The 23,133-nt window shown below is 71.0% G+C and carries 26 protein-coding genes and 1 tRNA gene; 16 read left to right on the top strand and 11 right to left on the bottom strand.

Annotated elements, in window-relative coordinates:
* Positions 1-18 precede the first annotated feature (18 nt).
* Together ACF09K_RS07510 and ACF09K_RS07505 are read left to right on the top strand one after the other, a co-directional pair.
* A complete protein-coding gene (locus ACF09K_RS07510; protein WP_392241553.1) occupies positions 19-1,719 on the top strand; it encodes an RDD family protein in 1,701 nt (566 codons plus the stop codon).
* A 90-nt stretch (positions 1,720-1,809) separates the two neighbouring features.
* Positions 1,810-2,511: an RDD family protein gene (locus ACF09K_RS07505; protein WP_392241552.1), complete on the top strand. Its 702-nt coding sequence runs from the start codon at positions 1,810-1,812 to the stop codon at positions 2,509-2,511.
* A 63-nt stretch (positions 2,512-2,574) separates the two neighbouring features.
* Here ACF09K_RS07505 and ACF09K_RS07500 read toward each other — a convergent pair whose 3' ends face one another.
* Positions 2,575-2,850 carry a hypothetical protein gene (locus ACF09K_RS07500; RefSeq protein ID WP_392241551.1) on the bottom strand — a complete coding sequence of 92 codons (276 nt, stop codon included), beginning with the start codon at positions 2,848-2,850 and terminating at the stop codon, positions 2,575-2,577.
* Between the two features lie 352 nt (positions 2,851-3,202).
* Between ACF09K_RS07500 and ACF09K_RS07495 the strand changes: the two genes are divergently transcribed.
* Together ACF09K_RS07495 and ACF09K_RS07490 are read left to right on the top strand one after the other, a co-directional pair.
* Positions 3,203-5,548 carry an immune inhibitor A domain-containing protein gene (locus ACF09K_RS07495; protein ID WP_392241550.1) on the top strand — a complete coding sequence of 782 codons (2,346 nt, stop codon included), beginning with the start codon at positions 3,203-3,205 and terminating at the stop codon, positions 5,546-5,548.
* A gap of 144 nt (positions 5,549-5,692) precedes the next feature.
* The gene (locus ACF09K_RS07490; RefSeq protein WP_392241549.1) at positions 5,693-6,046 is read left to right on the top strand and encodes a hypothetical protein; all 354 of its coding nucleotides are present in this window, start codon (positions 5,693-5,695) and stop codon (positions 6,044-6,046) included.
* Positions 6,047-6,236: 190 nt separating this feature from the next.
* On the opposite strand, the gene ACF09K_RS07485 is transcribed toward ACF09K_RS07490, so the two are convergent.
* Both ACF09K_RS07485 and ACF09K_RS07480 read right to left on the bottom strand, forming a co-directional pair.
* Complete coding sequence (locus tag ACF09K_RS07485) at positions 6,237-6,824, bottom strand: nicotinamidase (RefSeq protein ID WP_392241548.1); 588 nt, start codon at positions 6,822-6,824, stop codon at positions 6,237-6,239.
* Positions 6,825-7,170: 346 nt separating this feature from the next.
* Positions 7,171-8,517: a nicotinate phosphoribosyltransferase gene (locus tag ACF09K_RS07480; protein WP_392241547.1), complete on the bottom strand. Its 1,347-nt coding sequence runs from the start codon at positions 8,515-8,517 to the stop codon at positions 7,171-7,173.
* A 137-nt stretch (positions 8,518-8,654) separates the two neighbouring features.
* Here ACF09K_RS07480 and clpS point away from each other — a divergent pair, with 137 nt between their 5' ends.
* Entirely contained in the window at positions 8,655-8,972 is a 318-nt protein-coding gene (gene clpS / locus ACF09K_RS07475; protein WP_392241546.1) for an ATP-dependent Clp protease adapter ClpS, read from the top strand.
* Positions 8,973-8,983: 11 nt separating this feature from the next.
* Positions 8,984-9,586 (top strand): DUF2017 domain-containing protein, encoded by a 603-nt coding sequence (locus ACF09K_RS07470; protein WP_392241545.1) that lies wholly within the window; start codon positions 8,984-8,986, stop codon positions 9,584-9,586.
* 250 nt (positions 9,587-9,836) lie between these two features.
* On the opposite strand, the gene ACF09K_RS07465 is transcribed toward ACF09K_RS07470, so the two are convergent.
* Positions 9,837-10,088 carry a hypothetical protein gene (locus ACF09K_RS07465; protein WP_392241544.1) on the bottom strand — a complete coding sequence of 84 codons (252 nt, stop codon included), beginning with the start codon at positions 10,086-10,088 and terminating at the stop codon, positions 9,837-9,839.
* Positions 10,089-10,107: 19 nt separating this feature from the next.
* Between ACF09K_RS07465 and ACF09K_RS07460 the strand changes: the two genes are divergently transcribed.
* The 5 genes from ACF09K_RS07460 to ACF09K_RS07440 all read left to right on the top strand — a co-directional run bounded on the left by ACF09K_RS07460 (position 10,108) and on the right by ACF09K_RS07440 (position 13,619).
* Complete coding sequence (locus ACF09K_RS07460) at positions 10,108-11,541, top strand: amino acid permease (RefSeq protein ID WP_392241543.1); 1,434 nt, start codon at positions 10,108-10,110, stop codon at positions 11,539-11,541.
* Positions 11,542-11,672: 131 nt separating this feature from the next.
* On the top strand, positions 11,673-12,095 hold the full coding sequence (locus ACF09K_RS07455; protein WP_392241542.1) for a Mov34/MPN/PAD-1 family protein: 423 nt from the start codon (positions 11,673-11,675) through the stop codon (positions 12,093-12,095).
* Between the two features lie 88 nt (positions 12,096-12,183).
* Complete coding sequence (locus ACF09K_RS07450) at positions 12,184-12,279, top strand: putative leader peptide (RefSeq protein ID WP_392241541.1); 96 nt, start codon at positions 12,184-12,186, stop codon at positions 12,277-12,279.
* A 101-nt stretch (positions 12,280-12,380) separates the two neighbouring features.
* On the top strand, positions 12,381-12,659 hold the full coding sequence (locus ACF09K_RS07445) for a MoaD/ThiS family protein (protein ID WP_392241540.1): 279 nt from the start codon (positions 12,381-12,383) through the stop codon (positions 12,657-12,659).
* 9 nt (positions 12,660-12,668) lie between these two features.
* Positions 12,669-13,619, top strand: coding sequence for a PLP-dependent cysteine synthase family protein (locus ACF09K_RS07440; RefSeq protein WP_392241539.1), 951 nt, complete (start codon positions 12,669-12,671; stop codon positions 13,617-13,619).
* 67 nt (positions 13,620-13,686) lie between these two features.
* Here the strand turns inward: ACF09K_RS07440 and ACF09K_RS07435 are convergent, their stop codons facing one another.
* On the bottom strand, positions 13,687-14,187 hold the full coding sequence (locus tag ACF09K_RS07435) for a type II toxin-antitoxin system PemK/MazF family toxin (protein ID WP_392241538.1): 501 nt from the start codon (positions 14,185-14,187) through the stop codon (positions 13,687-13,689).
* Between the two features lie 247 nt (positions 14,188-14,434).
* On the opposite strand from ACF09K_RS07435, the gene ACF09K_RS07430 reads away from it, so the two are divergent.
* Positions 14,435-15,187 (top strand): MBL fold metallo-hydrolase, encoded by a 753-nt coding sequence (locus ACF09K_RS07430; protein WP_392241537.1) that lies wholly within the window; start codon positions 14,435-14,437, stop codon positions 15,185-15,187.
* A 95-nt stretch (positions 15,188-15,282) separates the two neighbouring features.
* Here ACF09K_RS07430 and ACF09K_RS07425 read toward each other — a convergent pair whose 3' ends face one another.
* Entirely contained in the window at positions 15,283-16,536 is a 1,254-nt protein-coding gene (locus ACF09K_RS07425) for a PTS transporter subunit EIIC (protein WP_392241536.1), read from the bottom strand.
* A 237-nt stretch (positions 16,537-16,773) separates the two neighbouring features.
* Positions 16,774-18,075 (bottom strand): PTS transporter subunit EIIC, encoded by a 1,302-nt coding sequence (locus ACF09K_RS07420; protein WP_392241535.1) that lies wholly within the window; start codon positions 18,073-18,075, stop codon positions 16,774-16,776.
* 63 nt (positions 18,076-18,138) lie between these two features.
* Between ACF09K_RS07420 and ACF09K_RS07415 the strand changes: the two genes are divergently transcribed.
* The 4 genes from ACF09K_RS07415 to rdgB all read left to right on the top strand — a co-directional run bounded on the left by ACF09K_RS07415 (position 18,139) and on the right by rdgB (position 20,827).
* Entirely contained in the window at positions 18,139-18,540 is a 402-nt protein-coding gene (locus ACF09K_RS07415) for a glucose PTS transporter subunit EIIB (RefSeq protein ID WP_392241645.1), read from the top strand.
* Between the two features lie 89 nt (positions 18,541-18,629).
* Positions 18,630-19,367, top strand: a complete 738-nt coding sequence (rph, locus tag ACF09K_RS07410; protein WP_392241534.1) for a ribonuclease PH — start codon at positions 18,630-18,632, stop codon at positions 19,365-19,367.
* Positions 19,368-19,604: 237 nt separating this feature from the next.
* Positions 19,605-20,015, top strand: a complete 411-nt coding sequence (locus tag ACF09K_RS07405; protein ID WP_392241533.1) for a hypothetical protein — start codon at positions 19,605-19,607, stop codon at positions 20,013-20,015.
* A 209-nt stretch (positions 20,016-20,224) separates the two neighbouring features.
* The gene (gene rdgB / locus ACF09K_RS07400; RefSeq protein ID WP_392241532.1) at positions 20,225-20,827 is read left to right on the top strand and encodes an RdgB/HAM1 family non-canonical purine NTP pyrophosphatase; all 603 of its coding nucleotides are present in this window, start codon (positions 20,225-20,227) and stop codon (positions 20,825-20,827) included.
* Between the two features lie 55 nt (positions 20,828-20,882).
* Here rdgB and ACF09K_RS07395 read toward each other — a convergent pair.
* From ACF09K_RS07395 to bcp, 4 genes are all read right to left on the bottom strand, one after another.
* Positions 20,883-20,957 (bottom strand) — tRNA-Leu (locus tag ACF09K_RS07395).
* Between the two features lie 12 nt (positions 20,958-20,969).
* Positions 20,970-21,833 carry an HNH endonuclease gene (locus tag ACF09K_RS07390; RefSeq protein WP_392241531.1) on the bottom strand — a complete coding sequence of 288 codons (864 nt, stop codon included), beginning with the start codon at positions 21,831-21,833 and terminating at the stop codon, positions 20,970-20,972.
* A complete protein-coding gene (locus tag ACF09K_RS07385) occupies positions 21,830-22,222 on the bottom strand; it encodes an HNH endonuclease (RefSeq protein WP_392241530.1) in 393 nt (130 codons plus the stop codon). Before ACF09K_RS07385 ends, ACF09K_RS07390 begins: the two co-directional genes overlap by 4 nt.
* Positions 22,223-22,591: 369 nt before the next feature.
* Positions 22,592-23,059, bottom strand: a complete 468-nt coding sequence (gene bcp / locus ACF09K_RS07380) for a thioredoxin-dependent thiol peroxidase (RefSeq protein WP_392241529.1) — start codon at positions 23,057-23,059, stop codon at positions 22,592-22,594.
* Between the last annotated feature and the right edge of the window lie 74 nt (positions 23,060-23,133).

Genomic DNA, 23,133 nt, shown 5'->3' with positions numbered 1-23,133 from the left:
AGATACGGGACGACGGACATGAGCGCCCCAACCCCGGCACCAGGCGACGACAGCCCCCGTGAGGGGTACTACCCGGACCCGTCCATCCCCGGCTACGTGCGGTACTGGAACGGCTCCTCCTGGGTGCCCGGCACCAGCCGGCCCGCGCCGTCCGGCGGCGAACCGCTCGCCGCTCCGGGAGCGGCCCCGGCGTCGTCCCCCGCTCCGGGAGCGTCCCCGGCCCCGGCTTCGTCCCCCGCCCTCGCCCAGCCCCAGGTCCAGCCCCAGCCCCAGGCCCCGACTCCGGTCCCGGCTCCGGCCTCCGTCGAGGAGACGGGCCCGCACTTCTTCGACGAGGATCCGCAGCAGTACGGCGGCCGGCCCGAACCGGCCTCCGCGTGGGGCGCCGACCGCTCCCGGCAGTCCGGCTTCGGCGGCGACCAGGACCGCCGCGTCTCCTGGGGCGGCCCCCAGCCGGGCCCCCTGACCCCGGACCCCCGCACGGCACCGCCCGACGCCGCGCCGGACTCCACCTTCATGTCGCGCCGCCCGACCGTGGGCCCCGCGGCCGCGGACGAGGGCACCATGATCTTCCGTACGCCGTCCCCGCGCGCCCCGGAGCAGGCGGGCGCCGGCCCCCAGGGGCCGGTGGGCGTGGGCGGCGCGAGCGGCTCCGCCACCGGCGAACCCGGCGCGGGGGTATTCGGCCCGCCGGGTTCCGGGGGGCCGGGCGATCCCGGCCCCGGCCCCGGCCCCGGCTTCGGTGCGGCGGGTCCGGCCGCGGCCGGTGCGCCCGGTGCTCCCGCCGCTCCCGGGAAGCCCGGATTCGGCGCGGGCAAGGCAGCCGCCGACCGCGCCGCGGCGGCGCAGGCCGTGCCCGCCCGGAGCGCCCCCGTCCCGACCCCGCAGGCCGTGCCCGCCCGGAGCGCCCCCGTCCCGACCCCGCAGGCCGTGCCCGCCCGGAGCGCCCCGGTCCCGCAGCCCGCTCCCGCCCCGGTCCCGCAGGCCGCCCCCGCGCAGGGGGCCCTGCCCCTTTCCGGCACTCCGGGCGCCCCCGGCCTCCCCGGGCAGGCCGACGGGCCCCCGGCGGCCGGGCCGGGCGTCGGCGGTGCGCCGATGGCCGTGGGTCCCGGAGGCGGACAGCAGTCCTGGGCGCAGCAGGTGCACCGGCTCGCGGGCGCCGGGGACGACCAGCCCGTGGTGCCGTGGAAGCCGCCGGTGGACGACGTGTTCCAGGCCGCCGCCCGCCGCCAGGCGGCGGCGCGCCCCGCCGGGCTCGGCCGGAGGCTGGGCGCGCGGCTCGTCGACACGCTCGTCCTCGCGGCCGTCACCGGCACGGCGGCGGTCCCGCTCGGCCTGAAGGCGGTCGAGCACGTCAACGACAAGATCGACGCGGCCGAACTCACCGGCGAGACCGTCACGGTCTGGCTGCTGGACGGCACCACGTCGGTGTACCTCGGCGTGGTCCTGGCCGTCCTGATCTGTTTCGGCGTCGTGTACGAGGCGCTGCCGACCGCCAGATGGGGCCGGACCCTGGGCAAGAAGCTGTTCGGTCTGCAGGTGCGGGACATCGAGGGCCACGAGCCCCCGTCGTTCGGCCTCGCCCTGCGCCGCTGGCTCGTCTACAGCGTCCCGGGTCTCCTCGCCGTCGGGATCATCGGCATCGTGTGGGGCCTGTTCGACAGGCCGTGGCGCCAGTGCTGGCACGACAAGGCGGCGCACACGTTCGTGGCGGGGTAGCGGCCCCGCCACGAACGGCCCGCGCGTCCCGTACCCCCGGACGGCCGCTCGCCGGATGCGGGGGCGGGCGGTTCGCGTTCGACTCGGGCCATGACGACCGAACCGCCCCCCGGGTCCGGCGGCGAGCCGCCGGAGGACGATCCGTTCAGGAAGCAGCCCCCGCAGCAGCCCCCGCACGGACCGGGGCAGGGCCCGCAGGGTTCGCCGTACGACAGCCCGCACGGCGGTTCGAGCGGACAGCAGCCCCCGTACGGAGGCGGACAGCAACCGCCGTACGGGGGCGGACCCTACGGCGGGGACCCCTACGGCGGGGACCCCTACGGCGGTTACCCCGCGGACCCGCTCTCCGGGATGCCCCCGCTCGCCGACAGCGGCAAGCGCACGCTGGCGCGGATCGTCGACATGATCCTGGTGGCCGTCGTCGTGTGGCTGCTGACGTGGGGCTTCGGGGTCAACGAGTACGCCGCGGACAACATCGAGGTCGGCAAGTCGCTCGCCCAGTCCGTCGTGGCCGCCGTGCTGTACATCGCCTACGACACCTTCATGACCGCCAGGTCCGGCCGCACGCTGGGGAAGAAGTGGTTCGGCCTGCGCGTGGCCGACCTCGACGACGGCTCCACGCCCTCCGTGCAGACCTCACTGGTGCGCGCCCTCGTGCTGTGGGTGCCGTTCGCGTTCTGCTGCGCCTGTCTGTGGACGGCGATCTGCGGCGGCTGGAGCTTCTTCGACAAGCCCTACAAGCAGGGACTGCACGACAAGGCCGCCAAGACGGTCGTCGTCAGCGTCGACTGACGTGACGTCACCGCGCCGGCGAGGGCCCGCTCCGTACCGGCGCGGACCCTCCCGTCGTGCCGTTCAGCGTGCCGACGGCTCCCGCACCGGCCCGGGCGCCGCGGCGACCGGGGTGGGTGCGGGCTCGTCCACGGTGGAGCGTGCCACGGTGACGCCGGCGGTCCGGCGGCGCGGGGCCGGCAGCGTCATGGCGACGAGTACGCCGAGGGCGAGCGCGGTGACGGCGATGACCGCGACGAGCGAGCCCGAACTCGTCCGGGACAGCAGCAGCATGACGAGCGTCGAGAGGATGACGGTGCAGGAACCGTACGCGAGCTGTGCGACAGTCGGACGAGGCATGGCAATCGTGTCCTCGGAAGCGGGGGCGGTCTCGACTCTATTCGGCTGCATGCCCGACGGGAACGAGCGGTAAGCGTGAGCTGACACACGGTGCCGGTGCACAGGGGGCGCACGGAGTCATGACGTCCGCCTGCCGGACGGGACCACGCGCCCGTCACATGACCGTGACGTGTCCGCAATGCGAACGCACGCTTCCAATAATGCGTTGACCTGTTCAAGTCAAGGTCTGTCTTTTCCGATGAAGCAGTAGTCAAATGGCGTCACTTGACTACACGCGTATAACCGCGCGCGGACTTCCCTTGACATGGATCCCCCTTCCGCGCGTCCGGCACGCGTTAGGGGAGGCAATCAAGTGACCAGCAGATCCTGGACGTTCAGGACGGCCGCCACGGTCGTCGCCCTCGCGGCGGCCTCGGCGACGTTCTCGACGTTCGCCGTGGCACAGGCGGCCGACAACGCGCCGGCCGACACCCCGGCGGTGGACCGGCACGACCCGCAGCCGGCCGACACCCGCGAACACGACTTCGACGGGCCGCTCAGCAAGACGCAGGAGGCCCAGCGCGAGGAAGCCCTCGAGCAGGTCATCTCCGGCGAAGCCACGGTCAAGAACCGGGACGGCTCCAAGGTCGTCCAGCTCGACAGCCGCAAGGGCGAGAGCAAGTACGTCGAACTCGGCCGCGAGAAGACCGACAAGATCTTCACGATCCTCGTCGAGTTCGGCGATCAGATAGACAGCCGCTACGGCGGCACCCCCGGTCCGCTGCACAACCAGATCGCGCAGCCGGACCGCACCAAGGACAACAGCACCGCCTGGCAGGCGGACTACGACCAGAAGCACTTCCAGGATCTGTACTTCGGCACCGCCGCGGGCACCGAGTCCCTGAAGAAGTACTACGAGAAGCAGTCCTCGGGCCGCTACTCGGTCGACGGTGAGGTCACCGACTGGGTCAAGGTCCCCTACAACGAGGCCCGTTACGGCTCCAACGACGCCTCCACCGGTGCCTGGTACGCCGTGCAGGACGGCGTCAACGCGTGGGTCGCCGAGCGCGAGGCCGCCGGTGACACCGCCGCCGAGATCAAGGCCGAACTGGCCGGGTACGACCAGTGGGACCGTTACGACTTCGACGGCGACGGCGACTTCAACGAGTCCGACGGCTACATCGACCACTTCCAGATCGTGCACGCCGGCGAGGACGAGTCCGCGGGCGGCGGCGCCCAGGGCGAGGACGCCATCTGGGCCCACCGCTGGTACGCCTTCGGCACCGACGCCGGCTCCACCGGCCCGGACACCAACAAGCTCGGCGGCACCCAGATCGGCGACACCGGCATCTGGGTCGGCGACTACACCATCCAGCCGGAGAACGGCGGCCTGGGCGTCTTCGCCCACGAGTACGGCCACGACCTCGGCCTGCCCGACGAGTACGACACGGCGGGCGGCGAGAACTCCACCGGCTTCTGGACGCTGATGTCCTCCGGTTCCTGGCTCGGCACCGGCAAGGACTCCATCGGCGACCTGCCCGGCGACATGAACTCCTGGGACAAGCTCCAGCTCGGCTGGCTGGACTACGAGGTCGCCAAGGCGGGCGTCAAGTCCCGCCACACGCTGGGCGTCGCGGAGTACAACACCAAGAACCCGCAGGCCCTCATCGTCTCCCTGCCCGAGAAGACCGTCACCACCGAGGTCGTCGCGCCCGCCCAGGGCGCCACGCAGTGGTGGAGCGGCAGCGGTGACGACCTGCGCAACACCCTGACCCGCTCGGTCGACCTGACCGGCAAGTCGACGGCGGCGCTGTCGCTGGACGGCTGGTGGGACATCGAGGCCGACTACGACTACCTCTACACCGAGGTGTCCACGGACGGCTCCAACTGGACGCCGGTCGACGGCAAGCTCGCCGACGGCTCGGCCGTCCCGCGCGACGGCAGCGGCAAGCCCGCCCTCACCGGCACGGTCGACGCCTACCAGAAGCTGACGTACTCCCTGGACGCCTACGCGGGCCAGAAGATCGACGTCCGCTTCCGCTACGCCACCGACGGCGGCGTGGCCCAGAAGGGCTTCGCGGCCGACGAGATCACCGTGACCGCGGACGGCGCCGCCCTGTTCTCCGACGACGCGGAGAGCGCGGACGCCGCGTGGACGGCCAACGGCTTCAGCCGCATCGGCTCCGCCATCACGGACGACTACGCGCAGTACTACATCGCCGAGAACCGCCAGTACGTCTCGTACGACAAGGTCCTCAAGGTCGGCCCGTACAACTACGGCTTCTCGACGACCCGTCCGGACTGGGTGGAGCACTACCCGTACCAGAACGGCCTGTTGATCTGGAAGTGGGACACCTCCCAGGCCGACGACAACACCAGCCAGCACCCGGGTGAGGGCCTGATCCTCCCGGTCGACTCGCACCCGACCCCGCTGAAGTGGTCCGACGGCACCCTGATGCGCAACCGCGTCCAGGCCTTCGACTCCCCCTTCAGCTGGTACCCGACCGACGCGATCACGCTGCACAAGGCCGACGTCGCCACGAAGATCAAGGCCCGCCCGGGCGTCCCGGTCTTCGACGACGGCAGGTCGACCTACTACGACGCGTCGAACCCGGCCGCGGGTGTCAAGATCACTGACACCAACACCTCCATCAAGATCGTCAACGAGCCCCTGAGCGGCTCGACGGTCACCGTGAAGGTGGGTCCGTCGACCAAGTAGTCGACGTTCCGGCAGGTCAGAAGCGTATCGGCGGCAACCCCTGGCGGGTTGCCGCCGATCGTGTTTAGGTGCCTCCTGTGCTCTTCTTATTGACAGTCCCGGGGGCGACCGCTCCGGCACCGACACGCACGGGGGTGTGACCGCATGGCCGCAGGAGGTTTCTGCAAACTGCCGAACGGCTCGGTGGTGGTGGCGCTGAACCTGCCCAGTCCCGCCGCCGACGGCGGCGCCGCCGTCCGCTTCCTCGTCGTCGCCCAGAACCGCGCCCGAGCCCTGACCAGGCTCCGCAACCTGGGTCTGCGCGCCGTCTACCTGCGGGGCAACGCCGCTCCGCCCAGCCCGGACGAGATCACCGCGGTCCTGCACCACCCCGACGGCCTGATATGGCGAACGGCCCCCGACAGCGCTGACAACGCTGTCACCCCGCTGATCGGCGTGCCCGAACCGTGGCGCCCGATCCGCGCGCTGCTCCGCCGCCCGGCGGCCACCGGGACGTAGGGCCCGTCCGGCGGATCACGCCGGGGACGCGGGGCCGGGCCCGTGACCGCCGGCCCTCCCGGCCCGCCCCCGGTCCGCCCCCGGTCCGCCCCCGGCCCGCCCGGCCCGCCTCTGGCCGTCCCCGTCCGTGCCCGGACCGCGTCCCGTCCGCGCCCGGTCCGGACGCAGGCGCCCCGGGGGCCCTGCGGGCTCAGAACACGACCGGCTTGCCCGACAGTTCCACGCCCGCCCCGCGCAGCTCCTCGAGCGCCCGCTCGGTTGTCTCCGGGGCGACCCCGGCGGTCAGGTCGAGCAGGACGTGGGTGCGGAAGCCCTCCCGGGCCGCGTCCAGCGCCGTGGCCCGCACGCAGTGGTCGGTGGCGATGCCCACCACGTCCACCTCGTCGATGCCGCGGGTCCGCAGCCAGTCGCCCAGTGTGACGCCGTTCTCGTCGGCGCCCTCGAACCCGCTGTACGCGGCGGCGTAGGCGCCCTTGTCGAAGACCGCGTCGACGGCGCCGGAGGCGACCGCCGGGGCGAAGTTCGGGTGGAAGCCGACGCCCTCGGTGCCCGCGACGCAGTGCGCGGGCCAGGAGTGCACGTAGTCGGGGTTGTCGGCGAAGTGTCCGCCGGGGGCGATGTGGTGGTCGCGGGTGGCCACCACGTGCCGGTACCCGGCGGGGGCCTGCCCGATCAGCTCGGTGATGGCGGCGGCGACGTCGGCACCGCCGGACACCGCGAGGCTGCCCCCCTCGCAGAAGTCGTTCTGCACGTCTACGACGATCAAGGCGCGGCGCATGGTGGGTGTCCTTCGGTGGGAGCCCCGGTTCTCTCGAGCCCGGGGAGGGTGAAGTAATCGAGCCTAGAGACTTCGGCGGCGGTAGGGGAGGGGCACGACCGGTCCCGTCCCGGGGACGTCGCCTGTCGCGGGACCAGGGGGTGTTTCGAAAGTCCCTCCCCCAGAGGGGGTGCCCCCAGCCCGGCGACGCCTGGCACGCACTCCCCCAGAGGGGGCACCCCCAGCCGCGTTGTCGGGATCACCCCGATACAACCAGTATCGGGGCGACCCTCCGCCTTGCGATCGCACGCACCAGACGCCGCCGGGCCTGCCCTTCGGGCAGACGACGCCACTTTCGAAACACCCCCTAGCTACCCGAGCGTCCCTGGACGTACTCCGTCGCGAGGACGGGTTCCCCGCGCGAGAGCTGGGCGGCGGACAGCGGCAGTCCGGCGCGGGCGGCCGCGTGCCGGTCGCGGACCACGTCCAGGGGCTCGCGGCCGACGACCTCGCCGCCCTTGACCAGCTCGACCTGCAGCTGGTGGTCGGCCAGCTCGGCGGGGACCTGGCCGGTGCCGACGACCTCGGCCTCCGCGACGCCGTCCGCGTCCGGGCGGCGCGCGGCCCACTTGCGGCCGCCGATCGAGGTCTTCCCGCCGGACGACTTCTTCGCCACCGGCACCAGCGGCGCCCGCGGGTCGTCGGACTCGGCGCGGGCGACCAGCTTGTAGACCATGGAGGCCGTCGGGTGCCCGGAGCCGGTCACCAGCTGGGTGCCGACGCCGTACGCGTCCACGGGCGCCGCGGCCAGGGAGGCGATGGCGTACTCGTCGAGGTCCGAGGTCACGACGATCTTCGTGTCCGTCGCACCCAGCTCGTCCAGCTGCTGGCGCACCCGGTGCGCGACGAGCAGCAGGTCGCCGGAGTCGATGCGCACCGCGCCCAGCTCGGGCCCGGCGACCTCCACGGCCGTGCGGACGGCCTCGGCCACGTCGTAGGTGTCCACGAGGAGGGTGGTGCCGCGGCCCAGCGACTCCACCTGGGCGCGGAAGGCGTCGCGCTCGGTGTCGTGCAGGAGGGTGAAGGCGTGCGCGCTGGTGCCCACCGTGGGGATGCCGTAGCGGAAACCCGCCGCCAGGTCGGAGGTGGTGGCGAAGCCGCCGACGTACGCGGCGCGGGACGCGGCCACCGCCGCCAGCTCGTGGGTGCGGCGGGCACCCATCTCGATCAGCGGGCGCTCCCCGGCCGCCGAGGACATCCGGGAGGCGGCGGCGGCGATCGCGGAGTCGTGGTTGAGGATGGACAGGATCACGGTCTCCAGCAGCACGCACTCGGCGAAGGAGCCCTCGACCCGCATGACCGGCGAACCGGGGAAGTACACCTCGCCCTCCGGGTAGCCCCAGACGTCACCCGAGAAGCGGTAGGAGGCCAGCCACTCCAGGGTGGCCTCGTCGACGATCTCCCGCTCGCGCAGGAAGCCGAGGACGTCCGCGTCGAAGCGGAAGTTCTCGACGGCGTCCAGGACGCGGCCGGTGCCGGCCACCACGCCGTAGCGCCGGCCCTCGGGCAGCCGCCGGGTGAAGACCTCGAAGACGCTGCGCCGCCCGGCGGTGCCCGCCTCCAGCGCGGCCTGCAGCATCGTCAGCTCGTACTGGTCCGTGAAGAGCGCCGTCGAGGGAACATCCACCGGCAGCCCGAGATCCGCTACGTCCACTTGCCTCACCTAGTCCATGACTCTCCGGGTGCCCCGGCCAGGCCGGGGTTCCGGGGGGCGTCCCCCCGGAGCGCTTCGCATGCCAGGGATCGTACCCCCTTTTCGTCGGTGTGACGATTTCCGTGCCGCATGGCAGCATGGGCTGTGTGACGTCACCCGCGCCCCTTGAGACCGAACGCACCGAGTCGGCGGAGGAGGTCTTCGCCGTACCGGAGCCGGACGTCCCCTGGGTCACGATCGTCCACAACGACCCGGTCAACCTGATGAGCTACGTGACGTACGTCTTCCAGACGTACTTCGGCTACTCCAAGGACAAGGCCACCAAGCTCATGCTCGACGTCCACCACAAGGGCCGGGCGGTCGTCTCCAGCGGAAGCCGCGAGGAGATGGAACGCGACGTGCAGGCGATGCACGGCTACGGACTGTGGGCCACCCTCCAGCAGGACCGGAAGTAGTCACCTCACCGATGCCCGGACACTTCGAACCGATCCCCGGCGGCGGCGCGGCCGTCGCCCTCGACGACGTCGAGATCTCCATCATCCGGTCGCTGGCCGTCCAGCTCCTGGAGCTGATCGGCCCCGGCCCCGCCGAGGACGCCTCCGCCGACCCGCTCGCGGGACTCTTCGCCGAGGGCCCGAGCGAACCGCCCGCCGACCCGGTCCTCAAGCGCCTCTTCCCCGACGCCTACGTCGACCCCGAGGCCGCCCCCGGGCCCCGGGAGGAGGAGGAACGGCGTTCCCGTTCCGCCGAGTTCCGCCGCTTCACCGAGAACGACCTCAGGGCCGGCAAGCGCGAGAACGCGCTCGCGGTCGTGCGCTCCCTGGACGCGCTGGTCGCCGAGGACGACGGCGTGGCGGTCCTCGAACTGTCGCCCGAGGACTCCCGGCAGTGGCTCGGCGCGCTCAACGACCTGCGGCTGGCGATCGGCTCCCGGCTGGACATCACCGCCGAGGACGACACCGACCTCCTCTACCGGCTGCCGGACGAGGACCCGCGCAAGCCGATGGTGATGGCGTACCTGTGGCTGGGCGGCCTCCAGGAGACGCTCGTGACCACCCTCATGGGCTGAGCCCGCCGACCCCCGTCGGGCCTGCCGACCCCCGTCGGGCCTGCCGACCCTCGTCGGGCCTGCCGACCCCCGTCGGGTCCGCCGGGCCGCCGGACCGCTGTCGGGCTCACCGAGTCCGCCGGGCCGCCGTCGGGCTCACCGGGCCCCTCGGACCCCCTCGGGCCCCCTCGGGCCCGCCGGGATCAACCGGTATGGCGTGATCCGTGACGACCGGGTGTTCGCTCAGAGGACGCTCAAATCCGGATAACGATCACGTCACCGGCGCGGCCGACTGTGCCCCTTTTGTGTCCAGTTTGGCCGCTTCTTCTTGTGCGATGCGCCACACGCCGCCCGGACGGCCAGGATGACGGGCGTGATAAATCTTCACGACCGCCCGGCGCACACCATCCGTATGCGCGCCGGGTGCGCCACCGAGCCGGCGGATCGCCGGCCAGGCACAACGCTCCATCAGTCCGGGGGGATCGAGAACCGATCCGCGGCCGACGAAGGCCCGGTTCGGCATGGAGAAAGGCGCACCACACATGACCTCCGCTCAGGTCGACACGGAGAAGGCCCCCGAGGGCTCGGAGGAGGGCTACGAGCGCGGACTCGGCAGCCGCCAGGTCCAGATGATCGCGATCGGCGGCGCCATCGGCGTCGGCCTCTTCCTGGGAGCCGGGGCGAACATCGCCAAGGCCGGCCCCAGCCTCATCCTCATGTACGCCCTCGCGGGCGTGATCATCTTCTTCATCATGCGGGCGCTCGGCGAGCTGCTCCTCTACCGCCCGGTCTCCGGGTCCTTCGCGGAGTACTCCCGCGAGTTCCTCGGCCCGTTCTTCGGCTACTTCACCGGCTGGACGTACTGGCTGATGTGGGTCGTGACCGGCATGGCCGAACTGACGGCCGCCGCGATCTACGTCAACTACTGGTTCCCCTCCATCCACCAGTGGGTGACGGCCCTGGTCTTCCTGGTGGTCCTCTTCGGGGTCAACCTGATCTCCGTCAAGCTCTTCGGTGAGCTGGAGTTCTGGTTCTCCATGGTCAAGGTCACCGCGCTCATCGGCATGATCGTCATCGGCCTCGGCGTCCTCACCTTCGGCTTCAGCTCGGCCGGCGACACCGCCGCCGTCTCCAACCTGTGGGCCTTCGACGGCTTCTTCCCCAAGGGTGTCGGCTCCTCCCTCATGACCCTCCAGGGCGTCATGTTCGCCTACCTCGCCGTCGAGCTGGTCGGCGTCACCGCGGGCGAGTCCGAGGACCCGGAGAAGACCCTCCCCAAGGCCATCAACACGCTGCCGTGGCGCATCGCGCTGTTCTACGTCGGCGCGCTCACCGTCATCCTCTGCGTCGTCAAGTGGACCGAGTTCGCGCCCGGCGTGAGCCCCTTCGTCGCCGCCTTCGCCAAGATCGGCATCCCGGCCGGCGCCGCCATCGTCAACTTCGTCGTGCTCACCGCCGCCCTGTCCTCCTGCAACTCCGGCATGTACTCCACCGGCCGCATGCTGCGCAACCTCGCCGACAGCGGCGAGGCCCCCGCCGCCTTCCGCAAGCTGTCCGCCACCAGGACGCCCGCCCTCGGCATCGCCGTCTCCGTCGCCTTCATGGGCATCGGCGTCGTCCTCAACTACGTCGTCCCCGAGAAGGCCTTCGGCTACGTCACCTCCGTCGCCACCGCGGCCGGCATCTGGACCTGGCTGATGATCCTGATCAGCCACGTCCTCTACCGCCGCGCGGTCGACGCGGGCCGCCTGCCCGCCTCGCCCTTCCCGGCGCCCGGCGGCGCGAAGTGCAGCTACGTCGCCATCGCCTTCCTCCTCTTCGTCACCGGCCTCATCGCCTACGACGCCGACTCCCGCGTCTGCCTCTACGTGATGGCCGGCTGGGCCGCCGCCCTCGGCGTCGGCTGGGCCGTGCTGAAGTCCCGCACCCCGCAGACCGCCCGGGACCGCCGACCGGAATTCGACGAAGTGGGCTGACCCCCGAGGACGTCCGGCAGGCGGGGAGCACTCGTGGCGCCCCCCGCGGCCGCCGCTCAGGACGTCCGGCATACGGGCCGCGCCGTACCGCCCCTCGGTACGGCGCGGCCCCTCTGCTTATCCTGGCGACCATGCTGACCCTCACCCAGGCCCTGTTCGACCAGATCGTCGCCCACGCCCGCGAGGACCACCCCGACGAGGCGTGCGGCGTGGTCGCGGGCCCCGCCGGCTCGGACCGCCCCGAGCGGTTCGTCCCCATGCTCAACGCGGCCCGCTCGCCCACCTTCTACGAGTTCGACTCGCAGGACCTGCTCAGGCTCTACCGCGAGATGGACGACCGCGACGAGGAGCCGGTGATCATCTACCACTCCCACACCGCCACCGAGGCCTACCCCTCGCGCACCGACCTCTCCTACGCCAACGAGCCCGGCGCCCACTACGTCCTCGTCTCCACCGCGGACACCGACGACGCCGGCCCCTTCCAGTTCCGCTCCTACCGGATCGTGGACGGCCAGGTCACGGAGGAGGAGGTCAAGGTCGTCGAGGCGTACTGACCCCGCCGATCCCGGCATCCGGTCGGAAAGCATCCAGAATGTGGGATCACACTCCAGGGCCCGGACCGGGAATCGATACGATGTGCCCATGGTTCTCCCTGACGTGAGCGAGAAGACGCCGGGCGCCCTGCTCGTGGCGCGGCTGCACGTCGACCTGTGCAGGCTCGCCAGCGCCATCTGTTGACGCCGGCCCTGCCGCCGTACGGCCGTGTGCCGCGGCGCCCTCGCACGCTTGTCCCGCCTTGTCCCGCGCTGCCCACACCTTCCGAACAGGAGCCCTGAGCCATGGCCATCGAGGTCCGCATCCCCACCATCCTCCGCCAGTACACCGACGGTCAGAAGGCGGTGGAGGGCAGCGGCGAGACCCTCGCCGACCTGTTCGCCGACCTCGAGGCCCGGCACACGGGCATCCAGGCCCGCATCGTGGACAACGGCCAGCTGCGCCGCTTCGTCAACGTGTACCTGAACGACGAGGACGTCCGGTTCGTCGACGGCATCGACACCAAGCTGGCCGACGGCGACACCGTGACGATCCTGCCGGCCGTGGCCGGCGGCATGGCCTGAGCCGGTCCGATGCGCTACGACTCCCCCCTCGCCGCGGTGGGCAACACCCCCCTGGTGCGCCTGCCGCGGCTCTCGCCCTCCGCCGACGTCCGCATCTGGGCCAAGCTGGAGGACCGCAACCCCACCGGTTCCGTCAAGGACCGCCCCGCCCTGCACATGATCGAGCAGGCGGAGAAGGACGGCCGGCTCACCCCCGGCTGCACCATTCTGGAGCCGACCTCCGGAAACACCGGCATCTCGCTGGCCATGGCCGCCAAGCTCAAGGGCTACCGCATGGTCTGCGTCATGCCCGAGAACACCTCCCAGGAACGCCGCGAGCTGCTCGCCATGTGGGGCGCGGAGATCATTCCCAGCCCCGCCGCCGGCGGCTCCAACACCGCCGTGCGCGTCGCCAAGGAGCTGTCCGCCGAGCACCCCGACTGGGTGATGCTCTACCAGTACGGCAACCCGGACAACGCCGGCGCCCACTACGCCACGACCGGCCCGGAGATCCTCGCCGACCTCCCCTCCGTCACCCACTTCGTCGCCGGACTCGGCACCACCGGCACCCTCATGGGCGTCGGCCGCTACCTGCGCGAACACAAGCCCGACGTCAAGATCGTCGCCGCCGAGCCGCGCTACGACGACCTGGTCTACGGCCTGCGCAACCTCGACGAGGGCTTCGTCCCCGAGCTGTACGACGCCTCCGTCCTCACCACCCGCTTCTCCGTCGGCTCCGCCGACGCCGTCACCCGCACCCGCGAGCTGCTCCAGCAGGAGGGCATCTTCGCGGGCGTCTCCACGGGCGCCGCCCTGCACGCCGCGATCGGCGTCGGCAGGAAGGCCCTCAAGGCGGGCGAGAGCGCCGACATCGTGTTCGTCGTCGCCGACGGCGGCTGGAAGTACCTCTCCACCGGCGTCTACACGGCCGCCACCACCGAAGAGGCCATCGAGACGCTCCAGGGCCAGCTCTGGGCGTGAGCGGACCGGCCTGACCAGCCGGTCCCGCCCGCCCGGCCCGACCAGCCGGTCCCGCCCGCCCGGCCCGCTATGCCGTCAGGTGACGGACCTGGTCCCACAGGGCCGGGTCCACCACACCCACCCGGCGCCGGAAGTCGCCCAGCGGCACCTGGCGCAGCTCGTCCGTCTCCAGGAAGCTCGCCCGGCCCCGCGCGTCCCCGACCGAGCCCGGCGGCAGCGCGATCACCCCGGCCCGCTCGTCGTGGCGCCTGCTGGTGATCTTCACGACGGTCACCCGGTTCCCCCGCACCGCCAGCACCAGGCACGGCCGGTCCTTCGCGCCCGGCCCGTCCTCGAACGGCACGTTCGCCCACCAGATCTCCGCCGGCCGCGGCCGCCCGGCGTCCCGCCCGCGCTCCCGCTCCGGCCGTCCCGGCGGCCGTTCCCGTCCGGGCCGCCCCGGCGGCCGGGACCCACGCCCCACCGGACGCCGGCCCGGACGCCGGCCGCGCCCCCAGCCGTCGACGAGCGTGGCGACCAGTGCGAGCAGCACCACCGCCACGAGAGCCAGCCACCAGGACGTGTCCATACGCACGACCGTACCGGGGCGCGTTCCCCCGTGCGCGCCCTTCCGCACGCCCCGCGCTCCGGGTCCAGCCGAACCGGTGACAGCACAGGTGAGTTCCCCCACAACAGCCCCTGGTGGAGGAGCGACCGAAGGTTTCGCGCCTTACGCTCGACGGACCGCACGACCCCTGTCGTCCTCTTTTCACGACCGTCCGTCTTCCGACCTTCCCCGGTACTTCCCGGTCCCCGCCAGCGGAGGTTTCTGCTCCATGAAGCTCACCGTCGTCGGCTGCTCGGGGTCGTTCCCGTCCGCGGAATCGCCCTGCTCGAGCTACCTCGTCGAGGCCGACGGCTTCCGGCTGCTTCTCGACATGGGCAACGGCGCCCTGGGCGAGCTGCAGCGCCACTGCGGTCTGTACGACCTCGACGCGATCTTCCTGAGCCATCTGCACGCCGACCACTGCATCGACATGTGCGCGTACTTCGTCGCCCGCTACTACCGCCACGACGGCGGCCGCTGCGACCCGATCCCGGTGTACGGCCCCGAGGGCACCGAACACCGCCTCACCACGGCCTACGCCGACACCCCCTCGGCCTCCTCCATGAGCGAGGTCTTCGACTTCCACACCGTCAAGCCCTCCACCTTCGAGATCGGCCCGTTCACGGTCCACACGGAACGCGTGGCCCACCCGGTCGAGGCGTACGGCATCCGCATCGAGCACGGCGGGCGGACGCTCACCTACTCCGGCGACACCGGAGTCAGCCCGGCCCTCGACGAACTCGCCCGCGACAGCGACCTGTTCCTGTGCGAGGCCGCGTTCACGTACGGCAAGGAAGACATCCCCGACCTGCACCTCAACGGCCGCGAGGCGGGACAGACGGCGGCCCGTGCAGGCGCCCGCCGCCTCGTCCTCACCCACATCCCCCCGTGGACCGACCCCCAGGCCAACCTCGCGGACGCCCGCGCCGTGTTCGACGGACCGGCGGAAGTGGCGGCACCGGGGGCGACGTACGAGATCTGACGTCCGCACCACATGAGCGGACACGCGAAGGCCCCCGGAGCGGTTCAGGGCTCCGGGGGCCTTCGCGTGTGCGTACGTCGTGTGCCGGGCGGGACTCACGCCTTCGTGAGGTCCTCGACCTCCTCCTCCGGCTCGCGGCCGGGGGTGGTGAGGTTGAACCGCACGATGGCGAAGCGGAAGACCACGTAGTAGATCACCGCGAAGACCAGGCCGATCGGGATGATCAGCCACGGCTTGGTGGCCAGGTTCCAGTTGAGGAAGTAGTCGATCGCGCCGGCCGAGAAGCTGAAGCCGTGGTGGACGCCCAGGCCCCACGTGACGGCCATCGACACGGCCGTCAACACCGCGTGGATGACGTACAGCAGCGGCGCGATGAACATGAAGGCGAACTCGATCGGCTCGGTGATGCCGGTGACGAACGAGGTCAGCGCCAGCGAGACCATCATGCCGCCGACCGCCTTGCGGCGCTCCGGACGCGCGGTGTGCGTGATGGCGAGAGCGGCGGCGGGCAGCGCGAACATCATGATCGGGAAGAAGCCGGTCATGAACTGGCCCGCGGTCGGGTCACCGTGGAAGAAGCGCGGCAGGTCACCGTGCCAGACGGCACCGGAGGCGTCCTTGAAGGAGCCGATCTCCTGCCAGGCCACCGTGTTGACGAACTGGTGCATGCCCACCGGGAGCAGCGCGCGGTTGATCGCGCCGAAGATGCCCGCGCCGACCGAGCCGAGACCGGTCATCCACTCGCCGAAGTTGGTGATGACGTCACCGATCGGCTCCCACACCAGTCCGAAGAAGACGCCCACGGCGGTGCCGATGAAGGCCATCAGGATCGGGACCAGGCGGCGGCCGTTGAAGAAGCCCAGCCAGTCGGGGAGCTTGGTGCGGTGGAAGCGCTGCCAGGTGACCGCGGCTATCAGGCCCATGATGATGCCGCCGAGGACCTTGGGGTCGTTGTAGGTGGCGGCCACGTCCGCACCCTCGGTGACCTTCGCCTCGGTGATCGGGAACGCGGTCAGGACGTTCTTGTAGACGAGGAAGCCCACGAGCGCGGCGAGGGCGGTCGAGCCGTCGGCCTTCTTGGCGAAGCCGATGGCGATGCCCACGCAGAACAGCAGCGGCAGGTTCGCGAAGACGGCGTCACCGGCGGTCGCGAAGACCTTGGCGACCTTGTCCCAGCCGAGACCGTCCTTGCCGAAGACGTCGTCCTGGCCGAGCCGCAGCAGGATGCCCGCGGCCGGCAGCACGGCGATGGGCAGCTGGAGACTGCGGCCGACCTTCTGAAGGCCCTGGAACAGGCCTGATCCCCACTTCTTCGGGGGGGCCGCCGCTGGCGAGGTGGCGGTGCTCATAGACTTCCTCCATCGGTGGTGGTCTACACCACTCAGTGGTGTAGACCTGTTTCTAGCACGATGAAGGCGGTATAAGGAACCCGTCAGAACTGCGACCGGAGCGCTACGCACCGCACCCGCGCCGCGCTCGCACCGCACCCGTCCGAACGCCCCCGGCGCGGCACGGCGAAGGGCCCCCGGACCGGCGGTCCGAAGGCCCCACATCCCTGCTCCGCAAGGCGCCCCGCAAGGCCCCTCTCAGGCCTTGGTGATGTCCTCCCGCTCCTCCTCCGGCTCCCGGCCCGGCGTCTTCAGGTCGAACCGGGTGATCGCGAAACGGAAGATCGCGTAGTAGAGGAGAGCGAAACCCAGGCCGATCGGAACGATCGCCCAGGGTCGCGTCGCCAGACCCCAGTTGATGACGTAGTCGATGAGACCCGCGGAGAAGCTGAAGCCGTCGTGCACCCCCAGCCCCCACGTCACCGCCATCGACACACCCGTCAACACCGCGTGGATCACGTACAGCACCGGCGCCACGAACAGGAACGAGTACTCGATCGGCTCCGTGATGCCCGTCACGAACGACGTCAGCGCCACCGACAGCATCAGGCCCCCGACCTCCTTGCGGCGGCCCGGCCGCGCGCAGTGCGTGATCGCCAGGGCCGCCGCCGGCAACGCGAACATCATGATCGGGAAGAAGCCCGAGGTGAACTGCCCCGCGTCCGGGTCGCCCGCCAGGAACATGTTGATGTCACCGTGCACCACCGTCCCGTCCGGCTTGGTGTACGAGCCGAACTGGAACCAGATGGGCACGTTCAGGAACTGGTGCAGACCGATCACCAGCAACGCCCGGTTCGCCACCCCGAAGATGCCCGCACCCCAGGCGTCCAGACCGTCCAGCCAGTCGCTGAAACTCTCCAGCGCGTCCCCGATCGGCGGCCAGACCCACAGGCACAGTGCCGCGAAGGCGATCGCCACGAACGCCATCACGATCGGCACCAGCCGGCGCCCGTTGAAGAAGCCCAGCCAGTCCACCAGCTTCGTACGGTGGAGCCGCTGCCAGAAATAGGCCGCCAGCAGACCGATCACGATGCCGCCGAAGACACCGGGGTTCTGGTACGTGAACGCCACCACCGTGCCGTCCTCCACCCCCTGGCAGCCGATGCCCGGCACGGCCTTCGCCCCCTCGCCGCAGTCCTCCGGGAACTGCCGCAGCACGTTGTAGTAGACGAGGAAACCCGCCACCGCCGCCAGCGCCGTCGACCCGTCGGACTTCTTCGCCATCCCGATGGCCACCCCGACGCAGAACAGCAGCGGCAGACCCAGCTGACCGTCGAGCAGGGCACCGCCCGCGCCCGCCATCACCTTCGAGACGTCCGTCCACCCCAGCCCGTCGGCCCCGAACACGTCCGGCTGACCCAGCCTGTTGAGGATGCCCGCGGCCGGCAGCACCGCGATCGGCAGCTGCAGACTGCGCCCCATCTTCTGCAGGCCCTGGAACAGGTTGTTCCAGCGGGCCCGCCCGGGACCGGCCGTGGTGTCGGCGCTCTCGGCACTCATGGTTTGGCGACCGCCTGTCAGGTGGTGTAGACCAGCTACGGACGATTTCGTGGCTGTGGCGTCATCCTTCGGCACATCCGGCGCAATCGCTCGCAAAGATGGGCCAACTGTGGGTTACTGCGACAAGGCGGTTCCGGCCGGATCGCACCGAGCCGACCGGGCGACCGGGCGACCGGGCGCCCCGGGCAACCCAGGCACTCCGAAGGCTTCAGGGACTCCAGGGAGAAGGACATGGCCAGCAAGGCTGAGAAGATCGTCGCCGGGCTCGGCGGCATCGACAACATCGAAGAAGTCGAAGGCTGCATCACCCGCCTGCGCACCGAGGTCATCGACGCGAGCAAGGTCGACGAAGCCGCCCTGAAGGCCGCCGGCGCCCACGGCGTCGTCAAGATGGGCACCGCCGTCCAGGTCGTCATCGGCACCGACGCCGACCCCATCGCCGGGGAGATCGAAGACATGATGTGAGCCGCGGCGTGAGCCCACCACTCACCCGAAGGGGCCCCACCGCACCCGCGGGAGGGGCCCCTGCCGCGCCTGCCGATAGGCTCGACGCCATGTCTCGCATCGACGGCCGCACCCCCGAACAGCTCCGCCCCGTCACCATCGAACGCGGCTGGAGCAAGCACGCCGAAGGCTCCGTCCTCGTCTCCTTCGGCGACACCAAGGTCTTCTGCACCGCCTCCGTCACCGAAGGCGTCCCCCGCTGGCGCAAGGGCAGCGGCGAGGGCTGGGTCACCGCGGAGTACTCCATGCTCCCCCGCGCCACCAACACCCGCGGCGACCGCGAATCCGTCCGCGGCAGGATCGGCGGCCGCACCCACGAGATCTCCCGCCTCATCGGCCGGTCCCTGCGCGCCGTCATCGACTACAAGGCACTCGGCGAGAACACCATCGTCCTCGACTGCGACGTCCTCCAGGCCGACGGCGGCACCCGCACCGCGGCCGTCACCGGCGCCTACGTCGCCCTCGCCGACGCCGTCACCTGGGCCCAGGGACGCAAGCTGATCAAGGCCGGCCGCCGGCCCCTCACCGGCACCGTCTCCGCCGTCTCCGTCGGCATCGTCGGCGGCGTCCCCCTCCTCGACCTCTGCTACGAGGAGGACGTGCGCGCCGAGACCGACATGAACGTCGTCTGCACCGGCGACGGCCGCTTCGTCGAGGTCCAGGGCACCGCCGAGGCCGAGCCGTTCGCCCGCGACGAACTCAACTCCCTTCTCGACCTGGCCGTTTCGGGCTGCACGGAACTGGCCTCCCTGCAACGCGCGGCACTTGACACCGTCCTGCAAAAGTAAAGAGCATGCCAAACAGGGCCGGACGCGCGGGCAACCCCGCCGTCCGTCCCTGCGTCTTGCGCAGTACGACGGCCCCGCGCGGCCGCACCCACGGGCGGCCCGGACGACGGCCGCCCGCACGGACCGCGCACCAGGGCCGTGCGGGCGGCCCCCCACCAGGGCCGTACACGCGGTCCGCACCGGGCCGTACACAACGGGGGCCTCCCGGGGGGCCTGCACAAGGGGAGGAACACCGTCATGTCCCAGTCCGCCGGCCGTCACCGACACCGCCGCATCACCGTCGCCGCCGCCACCGCGGCCGTCGCGCTGACCCTCGGACTCACGACCACCGGCTGCGACGCCGTGAACAAGGCACTCGACTGCGTCCAGACCGCCGACTCCATCGCCGACAGCGTCACCGACCTCCAGCAGGCCGTGGAGAACGCCGCCGACGACCCGACGCAGACCCAGGAGTCCCTCACCTCCATCGAGAAGAACCTCGACAAGATAGGTGACAAGACCGACAACGCCGACGTCGACAAGGCGGTCGACGACCTCCGCGAGGCCGTCACCAACGTCCGCACCGCCCTCGAGAACGGTGACAACACCCCCGACCTCAGCCCCGTCACCGACGCGGCGGGCGAACTGACCAAGGTCTGCACCCCGTAGCACCCCGTACGCGGGCCGGGACACCGGGCAGCGGGGACACCCACCGGTCGAGCCACCCGGCCGGCCGGAACACCGGGCAGTCGGGGCGCCGGCCGGCCGGAACACCCGGCCGGCCGGAACACCCGGCAGTCGGGACCCCCACCGGTCGGGGCGCCCGGCAGTCGGGACACCAACCGGCCGGGCCACCCGGCAGTCGGGATACTGGGCACATGACCCGCCTGATCCTCGCCACCCGCAACGCCGGAAAGATCACCGAACTCAGGTCGATCCTCGCCGACGCAGGACTGCCCCACGACCTCGTCGGCGCGGACGCCCACCCCGACATCCCCGACGTCAGGGAAACCGGCGTCACCTTCGCCGAGAACGCCCTCCTCAAGGCCCACGCCCTCGCCCGGGCCACCGGCCACCCCGCGATCGCCGACGACTCCGGCCTCTGCGTCGACGTCCTGGGCGGCGCCCCCGGCATCTTCTCGGCCCGCTGGGCCGGCACCCACGGCGACGACAAGGCCAACCTCGACCTCCTCCTCGCCCAGCTCTCCGACATCGCCGACGAACACCGGGGCGCCTACTTCGCCTGTGCGGCGGCCCTCGCCCTCCCCGACGGCACGGAACGCGTCGTCGAGGGCCGGCTGACGGGCGTGCTCCGCCACACCCCCGCCGGCACGAACGGCTTCGGCTACGACCCGATCCTCCAGCCGGACGGCGAGACCCGCACCTGCGCGGAACTGACCCCCGCGGAGAAGAACGCGATCAGCCACCGCGGGAAGGCGTTCCGGGAGCTGGTGCCGGTGGTGCGGGAGCTGCTGGGCTGAGACAACGCAAAGACCCCGCACCTTTGAATCGAAGGTGCGGGGCTTGATCTGTCCGTGGGCCCGGTGGGACTCGAACCCACGACACACCGGACCTAAACCGGCGCTCTCTAGCCAGCTGGAGTACGGGCCCAGGTCGCTTACTCTACTGTGCCTGCCCAGGTGCCGGGGAAGTGACTTGCGCCCGGCGGCGGTTCGAGAAACTGCTTGTCTGGCTGTGGCAGGAAGGGCACAGATACCTCAGGTTCTGCCGCCTGTTGTCCAGAGGGTGGCCGTTGACGTGATCGATCTCCAGCACGAGCTTGCGGTCCTGCCATGTGTCTCCGAGTCCGCATTCAGCGCAGACATGCGGTACCGCGAGATCGTCGAGGGCCCGCCTGAGCAGCAGTGTCTTGGTGCGTGGGCTTCCGGGAGGGAGGAGCACCAGGATCTCGGTCGCGGATTTCCGGTTCGGGGAACGAGTACCACGGAAGTGGCCCTGGCCTGTGAAGTGCGCGGTCGACAAACCGTGGAACTCGATGCCGCGCTTCACGAGCGTCCGGGCCGCATTGTTGTCTTTCCGGCCGAGGACGGCCAGAACGCCGGCCAGACTTGTCGCCGCCTCGACCGCGGGTGCCAGTTCGTCGCGGCGAGGAATGCCGGGTCCGTATCTGCGACCTCCGGTGAAGTGCGAGGTGTCGATCCCGAACTTGTCCAGCTGCTTCCTGATGTGGCCGTACGGGCTGTCGCACGGAGGGAAGCCCATGTACTCCAGCATCTCCTTGATGCTGTACGAGCGGGCGGCCGCTTCCCGGAGGAGGCTTTCCGGGTAGCTGCGCCGCTCACGCTGTGGCAGGGGTTGCTCCCGGAAGTGGGAGGTGTCGATGCCGTAGTGCCGAAGGCGCTGGTTCAGATAGCGGCGCGGGCCGCTGCCCACGGGGATGCCCAGCTCGCACATCAGGTCGGTGGTGCTCGTGGCCCTGGCGGCAGCCCGGGTCAGCACGGCGCACGTCAACTGCGGCCTGTTCATGTGATCGTCCTCTGCTTGCGCCCGCGGTAGGTGTCCGTCACCGCATGGCAGTTGGGGCAGAGGAGTCGCAGATTCTCCGGCCGGTTGTCCCACCAGTCGCCGTTGATGTGGTCGACCTCCAGCCGAAGGGGCTTGCCGTTCCATTCGGGGCCCGTGCCGCACATCGTGCAGACCTCCTCGACACCGTTTCGCAGGAGTCGTTGCCGAAGGCGGCTGCCGGGGGTTCTGCCGTCGTCCGGTGATCCGAGGGCGAGTGGATTGCCCCGCGAGCCCTTCGGTGCCCCTCGTCGCACGGTGAAGTGGGATGTGTCGATGCCGAGCCTCGTGATGCGGCGGCTGATGTGGGAGTGGTTGCCGCCCACCGGGTTGATGCCCAGGCGGCGAACCACCTCCTTGACACTGCAGGACGCGGCCACTGCCTCTCGCAGCAGCGCTTCACTGTGACGGGCCCATCCGGCGGGGAAGTGGGAGACGTCGATGTCCGCGTCCGCCATCTTCTGTCGCAGATAGCGTCTGCTGCCCGCGGTCGGCGTCCCTCCACACCACCGCACGGCATCGTCCCAGTTCGCTGTCGCACGAGCGGCTTCTTGGAGCAACTCACGGGTGTACCTCGCGGCCACCGAATCCCCTCCGTCCCCGACCACCCGTTCGTGGTCTCGTACGGAGTAACGAAACGTCTGTCGGGCGGTCACGCCCGGAAAGGGGGAGCGGCCCGTGCCGGGGTGCCGGTGCGGGCCGCGGGGAAGAGGGGCGGGGACTCAGATGCCCAGGTCCTTGATGATCTTCGCTACGTGGCCGGTCGCCCGGACGTTGTAGAAGGCGTGCGCGACCTTGCCGTCCTCGTCGACGACGATCGTCGAGCGGATGACGCCCAGGTAGGTCTTGCCGTAGTTCTTCTTCTCGCCGAAGGCGCCGTAGGCGTCCAGGGTCTTCTTGTCGGGGTCGGCCAGCAGGGTGACCTTCAGGGACTCCTTCTCGCGGAATTTCCCCAGCTTCTCGGGGGTGTCCGGGGAGATGCCGATGACGTCGTACCCGGCGTCGGCGAGGAGGTCGAGGTTGTCGGTGAAGTCGCAGGCCTGCTTCGTGCAGCCGGGGGTCAGGGCGGCCGGGTAGAAGTAGACGATGACCTTGCGGCCCTTGTGGTCCGACAGGGACACCTGGTGGCCGTCGGCGTCGGGGAGGGTGAAGGCGGGGGCCACGTCCCCGGGCTGGAGTCGCTCGCTCATCGGGCCAGCGTAACCGGGGGTCCTGACAGTGCGGGCGCGCGGGGAACTGACAGACTGTCCAGAACACGTAGGAA

Origin of the sequence: Streptomyces sp. NPDC014882, assembly GCF_043081325.1 — a bacterium.
Classification (GTDB): Bacteria; Actinomycetota; Actinomycetes; order Streptomycetales; family Streptomycetaceae; genus Streptomyces.
Note: the sequence above shows the minus strand (reverse complement) of the source record. Positions and strands in the feature narration are given on the sequence as shown.

What these genes read in the sequence shown, in the direction of transcription:
- ACF09K_RS07510 (WP_392241553.1), top strand. Translation starts at nt 19, where the DNA reads ATGAGCGCCCCAACCCCGGCACCAGGCGACGACAGCCCCCGTGAGGGG.
- ACF09K_RS07505 (WP_392241552.1), top strand. Translation starts at nt 1,810, where the DNA reads ATGACGACCGAACCGCCCCCCGGGTCCGGCGGCGAGCCGCCGGAGGAC.
- ACF09K_RS07500 (WP_392241551.1), bottom strand. Translation starts at nt 2,850, where the DNA reads ATGCCTCGTCCGACTGTCGCACAGCTCGCGTACGGTTCCTGCACCGTC.
- ACF09K_RS07490 (WP_392241549.1), top strand. Translation starts at nt 5,693, where the DNA reads ATGGCCGCAGGAGGTTTCTGCAAACTGCCGAACGGCTCGGTGGTGGTG.
- ACF09K_RS07485 (WP_392241548.1), bottom strand. Translation starts at nt 6,824, where the DNA reads ATGCGCCGCGCCTTGATCGTCGTAGACGTGCAGAACGACTTCTGCGAG.
- clpS (WP_392241546.1), top strand. Translation starts at nt 8,655, where the DNA reads ATGGGCTGTGTGACGTCACCCGCGCCCCTTGAGACCGAACGCACCGAG.
- ACF09K_RS07470 (WP_392241545.1), top strand. Translation starts at nt 8,984, where the DNA reads ATGCCCGGACACTTCGAACCGATCCCCGGCGGCGGCGCGGCCGTCGCC.
- ACF09K_RS07465 (WP_392241544.1), bottom strand. Translation starts at nt 10,088, where the DNA reads ATGCCGAACCGGGCCTTCGTCGGCCGCGGATCGGTTCTCGATCCCCCC.
- ACF09K_RS07460 (WP_392241543.1), top strand. Translation starts at nt 10,108, where the DNA reads ATGACCTCCGCTCAGGTCGACACGGAGAAGGCCCCCGAGGGCTCGGAG.
- ACF09K_RS07455 (WP_392241542.1), top strand. Translation starts at nt 11,673, where the DNA reads ATGCTGACCCTCACCCAGGCCCTGTTCGACCAGATCGTCGCCCACGCC.
- ACF09K_RS07450 (WP_392241541.1), top strand. Translation starts at nt 12,184, where the DNA reads ATGGTTCTCCCTGACGTGAGCGAGAAGACGCCGGGCGCCCTGCTCGTG.
- ACF09K_RS07445 (WP_392241540.1), top strand. Translation starts at nt 12,381, where the DNA reads ATGGCCATCGAGGTCCGCATCCCCACCATCCTCCGCCAGTACACCGAC.
- ACF09K_RS07440 (WP_392241539.1), top strand. Translation starts at nt 12,669, where the DNA reads ATGCGCTACGACTCCCCCCTCGCCGCGGTGGGCAACACCCCCCTGGTG.
- ACF09K_RS07435 (WP_392241538.1), bottom strand. Translation starts at nt 14,187, where the DNA reads ATGGACACGTCCTGGTGGCTGGCTCTCGTGGCGGTGGTGCTGCTCGCA.
- ACF09K_RS07430 (WP_392241537.1), top strand. Translation starts at nt 14,435, where the DNA reads ATGAAGCTCACCGTCGTCGGCTGCTCGGGGTCGTTCCCGTCCGCGGAA.
- ACF09K_RS07425 (WP_392241536.1), bottom strand. Translation starts at nt 16,536, where the DNA reads ATGAGCACCGCCACCTCGCCAGCGGCGGCCCCCCCGAAGAAGTGGGGA.
- ACF09K_RS07420 (WP_392241535.1), bottom strand. Translation starts at nt 18,075, where the DNA reads ATGAGTGCCGAGAGCGCCGACACCACGGCCGGTCCCGGGCGGGCCCGC.
- rph (WP_392241534.1), top strand. Translation starts at nt 18,630, where the DNA reads ATGTCTCGCATCGACGGCCGCACCCCCGAACAGCTCCGCCCCGTCACC.
- ACF09K_RS07405 (WP_392241533.1), top strand. Translation starts at nt 19,605, where the DNA reads ATGTCCCAGTCCGCCGGCCGTCACCGACACCGCCGCATCACCGTCGCC.
- rdgB (WP_392241532.1), top strand. Translation starts at nt 20,225, where the DNA reads ATGACCCGCCTGATCCTCGCCACCCGCAACGCCGGAAAGATCACCGAA.
- ACF09K_RS07390 (WP_392241531.1), bottom strand. Translation starts at nt 21,833, where the DNA reads ATGAACAGGCCGCAGTTGACGTGCGCCGTGCTGACCCGGGCTGCCGCC.
- bcp (WP_392241529.1), bottom strand. Translation starts at nt 23,059, where the DNA reads ATGAGCGAGCGACTCCAGCCCGGGGACGTGGCCCCCGCCTTCACCCTC.